1 protein-coding gene is annotated in these 746 nt (G+C 63.9%); it reads right to left on the bottom strand.

Annotation, left to right across the window (positions count from 1 at the left end):
- A partial coding sequence (locus J7528_RS23755) for an AGE family epimerase/isomerase (RefSeq protein ID WP_291879795.1) occupies window positions 1-695 on the bottom strand: 695 nt, incomplete at its 3' end.
- Window positions 696-746 lie beyond the last annotated feature (51 nt).

Below are 746 nucleotides of genomic sequence, written 5' to 3'. Positions count from 1 at the left end.
GGCGCGGCGTTCCAGTCGAGGTCGAAGAACTCGCGCAGCTGGCCGCTCTCGGTCTGGATGAACTTGCCGAGGGCCAGATCACCGATCTCGTCGGCCAAGGCCCGCCACCTCGGATCGCTATCAACTTCGTTCCAGGCCAGCATGGCCTCGAACAGGTGCATGTGCGGGTTCGACTGCAGCGGCGCGGTCGGCGGGTTGGTCTGGTGGAAGCCGCCGGCCGGGTGCTTGCGTTCGACAAAAAGCTTATCGAGCACGGATACAGCGATCCCTTTGACCTCTTCAGCACGAGCCGGCAGCACTTTGGCCACCGCCGCCAAGGCGAACAAGGCGAAGGCTTGGTCATAGGTCTCCGCCGTATCGTCCAGGCTCTCGCCATTAGGTCCGATCAGGGCGCGAAACAGTCCATCCGGGCGTCGATATGTGGAGAGATAGTAGGCTAGACCATGCTCGACAGCCTCCCGCCACGGGCCGGTCCATCCCAAGTCACGGGCCAGCGCGTACGAGAAGATCTGGCGCGGCAGCACCCGGCCGCGACGCGGGCCATCGACGGGAACGCCCTCCAGGTCCAGCTTCTCGAAGAAGCCGCCCTTCGCGTGATCGGCCCCGATCGTCCACCAAAGCGGATAGGCCGCGTCCAGAGCCCAGCTTTTCAGACGATCGCGTAGACGCACGGCATCGACGAAGACGTTGGTCATCGCGTTCTCTAGATTTCCTGGTTGTACTTGCCGACCCGGTCACCCAGGCGC

This window comes from Caulobacter sp. (assembly GCF_017744445.1).
In the GTDB taxonomy this organism is placed as follows: Bacteria; Pseudomonadota; Alphaproteobacteria; order Caulobacterales; family Caulobacteraceae; genus Caulobacter.
This window is presented reverse-complemented; position numbering and strand designations above follow the sequence as displayed.